Source organism: Geodermatophilus sp. SYSU D00758 (assembly GCF_054049955.1).
Map to the genome: position 1 here is coordinate 1 of NZ_JBJGYK010000081.1, position 5,629 is coordinate 5,629.

6 protein-coding genes are annotated in these 5,629 nt (G+C 60.7%); 5 read left to right on the top strand and 1 reads right to left on the bottom strand.

Features of this window, described 5'->3' with window-relative positions; all coding sequences use genetic code 11:
• The first annotated feature begins 153 nt into the window (after positions 1–153).
• From ACI8AC_RS25060 to ACI8AC_RS25080, 5 genes are all read left to right on the top strand, one after another.
• Entirely contained in the window at positions 154–1,899 is a 1,746-nt protein-coding gene (locus tag ACI8AC_RS25060) for an HsdM family class I SAM-dependent methyltransferase (protein ID WP_456900573.1), read from the top strand.
• On the top strand, positions 1,899–2,834 hold the full coding sequence (locus tag ACI8AC_RS25065; protein WP_456900574.1) for a hypothetical protein: 936 nt from the start codon (positions 1,899–1,901) through the stop codon (positions 2,832–2,834). The genes ACI8AC_RS25060 and ACI8AC_RS25065 overlap by 1 nt, the downstream gene beginning before the upstream one ends.
• 50 nt (positions 2,835–2,884) lie before the next feature.
• Complete coding sequence (locus ACI8AC_RS25070; protein WP_456900575.1) at positions 2,885–3,025, top strand: hypothetical protein; 141 nt, start codon at positions 2,885–2,887, stop codon at positions 3,023–3,025.
• A 723-nt stretch (positions 3,026–3,748) separates the two neighbouring features.
• Positions 3,749–3,946, top strand: a complete 198-nt coding sequence (locus tag ACI8AC_RS25075; RefSeq protein WP_456900576.1) for a hypothetical protein — start codon at positions 3,749–3,751, stop codon at positions 3,944–3,946.
• A gap of 8 nt (positions 3,947–3,954) precedes the next feature.
• Complete coding sequence (locus tag ACI8AC_RS25080) at positions 3,955–4,500, top strand: recombinase family protein (protein WP_456900577.1); 546 nt, start codon at positions 3,955–3,957, stop codon at positions 4,498–4,500.
• Between the two features lie 21 nt (positions 4,501–4,521).
• On the opposite strand, the gene ACI8AC_RS25085 is transcribed toward ACI8AC_RS25080, so the two are convergent.
• Positions 4,522–4,872, bottom strand: a complete 351-nt coding sequence (locus ACI8AC_RS25085; RefSeq protein WP_456900578.1) for a histone-like nucleoid-structuring protein Lsr2 — start codon at positions 4,870–4,872, stop codon at positions 4,522–4,524.
• Positions 4,873–5,629 lie beyond the last annotated feature (757 nt).

The window sequence follows — 5,629 nt, forward strand, 5'->3', positions numbered from 1 at the left end:
CGCCCGCGCCTGGACGCTGGTCGTCTGGCGCTGCTGGCAAGACCACCAGCCTTACAACCCCGACCGCCACGGCGCCCTCAACCGATACCTCAACCGGGACGCCGCGGCGGCGGCTTGACACAGGGCTGCTCAGTCGAGAAGCAGCAGTCAGCGGTGGCGACTATCCGCACCGCACTGTCCAAGGCGGGCAAGTCCGGCCGGGGTGGAGTCGGCAGGCCTGAGTTCATCATCACGACGACCGCTGCGCCCGACATCGTCATCGTGGTCGAGTGTAAGGCGACTGTCGCACAGCACGAGTCTCCACAGCGCAACCGGCCGGCTGACTTTGCCGTTGATGGCGTCCTCCATTACGCCCGTGCCCTCTCGCCCCACTACACCGTGGTTGCAGTCGCCGTCAGTGGCGACGAACGGCTCCTGAAGATCGACAACTTCCTGCTGACCAAGGGTGAGACGCAGGAACGGCTTCTGATCGCGCCGACCGGTGCGGACATCAACGAAATCGTGCCCTTGTCCGACTACCTTCGGTCTGCCTCTTTCGATCCGGCGGTTGAGGCAAAGCGGACGTCTGATCTCATTTCCTTCTCCCAGACGCTTCACGTCTTCATGCGAGACGAAGCAGAGCTTGAGGAGAAGGAAAAGCCGCTCCTGGTTGCCGGCACGCTGATTGCGCTGCACAACGAGATCTTCGCGAACACCTACCAAGCCTATCCGGCACGCGAGCTCCCCGGCTTTTGGATTGATGCCATCCAGAAGGAGGTCAAGAAGGCAAGATTACCGGTGGCCAAGGTTGAGAACATGACCCAACCGTTCACGGGCATCGAGGTCCACCCGGAACTGCGTAAGGAAACAAAGGCGTATCCCAAGGGCCTGCTCAATGAGATCGTGACGATGCTGGCTGAGCACGTTCTGCCCTTCCTGACCATCTATCACGACTTCGACGTTGTTGGCCGCTTCTACGGAGAGTTTCTCAAGTACACCGGGGGAGACGGCAAGGGGCTGGGCATTGTCCTCACTCCCAAGCACGTCACTGAACTGTTCGCTCAGCTGGCCAACGTCGGTCCGGATGACGTTGTCGTCGACCCGTGCACCGGCACCGGCGGCTTTCTGATCTCGGCGATGGTTCGGATGGCGTCGATGGCGACCACCGACCGCCAGGTCGCGAGCATCAAGAGCAACCAGCTTATCGGCGTTGAGCAGCAGGCCACCATGTACGCCCTTGGTGCCTCCAACATGATTCTCCGGGGCGATGGCAAGGCCAACCTGCATCAGGGCTCCTGCTTTGACACCGCCATCACCGGGGCGATCAGGAAGCGCAAGCCAACGGTCGGGCTTATCAACCCGCCCTATTCCAAGTCAAAGGCCGACCTGCACGAACTGCGCTTCGTGGAACACATGTTGGACATGCTGGCGCATGGCGGCCGGGGTATTGCCATCGTGCCCATGTCCTGCGCGACGGCGCCCTCGCCCCACAAGGCGGCGCTGCTCTCCAAGCACACCCTCGAGGCAGTGATGTCCATGCCGACGGAGCTCTTCCATCCCGTAAGCGTCGTGACCTGCGTCATGGTCTTCACCGCCGGCATCCCGCACGCAACGTCCAACAAGAAGACCTGGTTCGGCTACTGGCGCGAGGACGGCTTCGTGAAGACGAAGCACCTGGGCCGCATCGACCAGGATCTGCGCTGGAGCGGTATCCGGGATCACTGGGTGGCCTCCTTCCGCAACCGCGAGGTTCATGCGGGTGAGTCAGTGATGGCCATGGTCGGACCTGACGACGAGTGGGTGGCTGAGGCCTACATGGAGACTGACTACGCCACCCTGACCCAGGCTGACCTCGAGGCGGCGATCCTCGACTACGCGCTCTTCAGCCTGAAGCGCACCGGCATTGGCGGGGACAAGTAATGCCGCGCGTCGACGAAATCTTCAACGTCGCCTACGGCAACAAGCTGGACATGAACAAGATGACGCCGGTCACGTCCGGGGGCATCGCATTCGTCGGCCGGCGTGGCCAGAACCAGGGCGTGTCCGGCCACGTGGCGCCTATCCCAGACATCGAGCCGTATGCACCCGGGCTCCTCACGGTAGCCTTGGGTGGCGCGACCCTCTCAACCTTTGTCCAACAGGAGCCCTTCTATACCGCTCAGAACGTCGCAGTGCTCACCCCGGTTAACGCGGGGATGAGTCTGGTGGAACGCCAATTCTATGCGGTGTGCATCAGGCATAACGCTTTCCGGTACGGCGCTTTCGGCCGTGAAGCAAACCGGACCCTGGGCACCATCGTCCTCCCGGATGGGGTTCCCGACTGGGTAGCGATGGTGCCGGAGCCATCGTTGTCCAATATCCCCTGGAGCAACTTCTTCCCGACAACGCATATGCAGGTCCGCCGTTCAGAGAGCGCCACGCTTCGCGTCGATGAGCTATTCCACCTGCGTTACGGACAGTCCCTCGAGCTCAACCGCCTGAAGCGAGTTGAGGAGCCGGACGGGGTCAACTTCATCGGCCGCTCAGCCACCAACAACGGGGTGACCGCCCGCGTCCTGGTACCTGAGGGCGTCTCAGTCGGGGAAAGTGGCGAGCTGACAGTAGCATTAAGTGGTTCGGTGCTCTCGACGTTCGTGCAGCCGGAACCTTTTATTACCGCCTATCACATCATGATTCTTAAGCCGAACGATCCGTCGATGTCGTTCGCGGAACGCTTCTGGTGGGCGCGATGCATCCAAGCAAATCAGTATCGATACAGCTATGGTCGGCAGGCAAATCGGACGCTTGCAGCCATCAAGTTGCCTGCAGAGATCCCCGACTTTGTAGCGAAGGTCTTCGCATCACTGCTCACGTGAGCCGACCAACCTGCCGATGCTCGGCTGCCGAGCTGGTTGCACCCATCTTAGTGTTTGATGACCTGCAGCGTAGCAAAGCGGCCGAGCAGAAATCCCGTCAGGCGCCGGCCGCAGTGAGCTTCATAAAATGCATGGTTATGGCTGTTGCCGATGAGTACGGCACGAAGGAGACCTTTGGCTTCGACGAGTAGTTTGAGAAGGCCGGCCATACCCTGGCTTTATCCAGCCCCACCGCTAGACGAAACGGCATAACCAAGGCCTACAGATTGACCCATACAGGCAAGAAATCCCACTGATTAGCATCGCCATCCCAACTCCGGCAGAACACGTATTTTGGTCCGTCAGCAATTGCGGCAGTGTAACAGGCGACACTCCGAGTCTCGACCATTCCTCCTGAAGGAAGGTGAATGGTTGCCGAGCGACCCCCGGTCAATGTGACGTCGAGCTTCCCGCAATCCTGACTTGAATAGTATGGCTTCTGACAGACCTGGACCTGTTGCGTCCCTTCCCAGAAGGGTTTCTCCTCGCCGAGCAGCTGCTCTTGGGCGACCTTGGTCGGCTCCGGCATTGCTGGCGAGTCATCATGCCCCTGACTGGCTGGCATGCTTACGACCGCCATCGCGAATAGTACGACGATCAGTGCAACTCCGGCGTACGCGACTGTATTTTGTTGATGATGCTTCATGTTCCGAACTAATTATCCGGTAAAAGCTCATGCGTTGCAAGAGTCTCGGAGGAATGCTGCTACAGACGAGGCTACGCGGGTCTGTCTCAAAAACGACCGTTTATGAGACACTTTTCGCCGACCCGACCCAGACGCTGTCCCTAGATTCGCCGTCCTGTCTCATTACCCGTCTCAATATCTACGTCTCATATCTTGACATAAGTGACGGGTTCTGATACAAGTAATGTATATGACACTAAAGGAAAGGAAGGGCAAGCTTCTTAAGGCCAAGATTGCCGTTGCCCTGCAGGACGAGTTCGGCCGGGTGCCGACTGAGCAGGAGATCGACGCGGTCTTTCACCTGACGCGCGTCATGTATAAGGCAGTCCTGGGGCTGCACTACCGCCGGCGGGACATGGAGAAGAGTGGCCAGTTGCCTCTCTTCTAGTACGACCTATGCTGATTGGCTACGCCCGCGTCTCAACGCATGACCAGACCCTCGCCCTCCAGCAAGACGCACTCAGTGCGGCTGGCTGCGAGAAGCTCTTCACCGACACCGCCTCAGGTGCACTCCATGACCGGCCAGGGCTTACAAAGGCCCTGTCACACCTGCGACCTGGAGACACCCTCGTCGTCTGGCGGCTTGACCGGCTGGGGCGCTCCCTGCGCCACCTCATCGAGACCGTCACGCAGCTTGCAGACCAGGGCATCGGCTTCCGCTCCCTGCAGGAGCAGGTCGACACCACCACCTCCGGCGGCAAGCTGATCTTCCACGTCTTCGGGGCGCTGGCAGAGTTTGAGCGGGACTTGGTCCGTGAGCGGACGCATGCAGGTCTAGCGGCAGCTCGAGCACGTGGCCGGCTCGGTGGAAGGCCACCGCGCCTCAACCCCAGGAAGGTCGAGCAGCTGCGGACGCTTGCAGCTGACAGGCGGAACACCGTTGCGGAAATCTGCCAAACCCTGGGGATTTCACGGGCGACGTTCTATCGGTATGTGAGGTGAAAATACCGGTTCAGAATCCTGCTACTGTCGATGCGCCTCCTCATAGGCCTTAAGGACTTTGGTGGGGATGCGGCCGCGTTCGCTGACTTTGTGGCCGTTCTTCGTGGCCCAATCTCGAACTCTCGCCACGTCTTCCTTGCTTCGCGTCGGCTGCTGGCGACCGCTCCGGGATGCTCGGTGCATAGGCACCACATTCGGCCGCTCAATCTCACGAGCCTTCTCGGTGTAGGGTTTGAGCGCTGCGTCGAACTCGTGAAGATGCTCCTCGCTTAGGTCGATCTCGTAGTCTTTTCCGCGGAGACTGAAGCAGATTCGTTCGGTAGCGAGCGATTCCCCGTCCAGGTCGTCCGTGCGTATTGTCTTGTCGGCCATGACTTCCCCTCCCTTCTTCCTGGGTAGCCGGATAGTTTATCGCGGAGGGTTGGCATGTTCTACCCTCACCGAGAGCCTTAGGGAAGTCACTGCACCACAACGCAGGGTGAGGACGGTCACAGGCGGGAGCTCTGGCCCGCTTCTAGCTTTCCCTCGCTAGATGCCGATTCTCGTCGGGCTGACGAGCTGTCAAGGCTGGCCGCAGGCCACCGCGAAGCGGCGAGGCCTTGACTGCGAGGAACCCGACGTACCCTCCCGGCTGCGAGGGACAGGAAGGCTTCTCATGCGTTGGGTGGTGACGAAACCCCTGACGCGTCCCCTGTTCAGCGAAGCTCGCTGACGCGGCTTCCGTGGTGCAGGTAGATCGGCTCAAGCGCGAAGTCACCCGGATCCGGCCAGGTGGCAGCATCAGTCCAGCCGCCCCACTTCTCCAGCAAGCCTTAGTCACCCGGGTTGAGCAGGTGCAGATGCTCGTACATCGGGCGGATGTGGGGACTGCTCATGCCGAGCCGGCCTATGAGCTGAAGTTCCCTGTCTCGTCCTTAGCGGCAGCCAACGCCGCATCATCTGAGGCTGGCGTGGTTGGGATGACCTCAGGGCCGTCCGGTCAGACGCTCTGGCCTGGCGATCGGGACTGCCCCCGGTTCGGTTGACTCCTTGCCTGTGAGGCCCTGGGCCTCGCTGGAAGGATCAGCATCGTGCCCAAGCCGTTCCCGGCGGAGTTCCGTCGTGACGTCATCGCCGTGGCCCGCAAGGG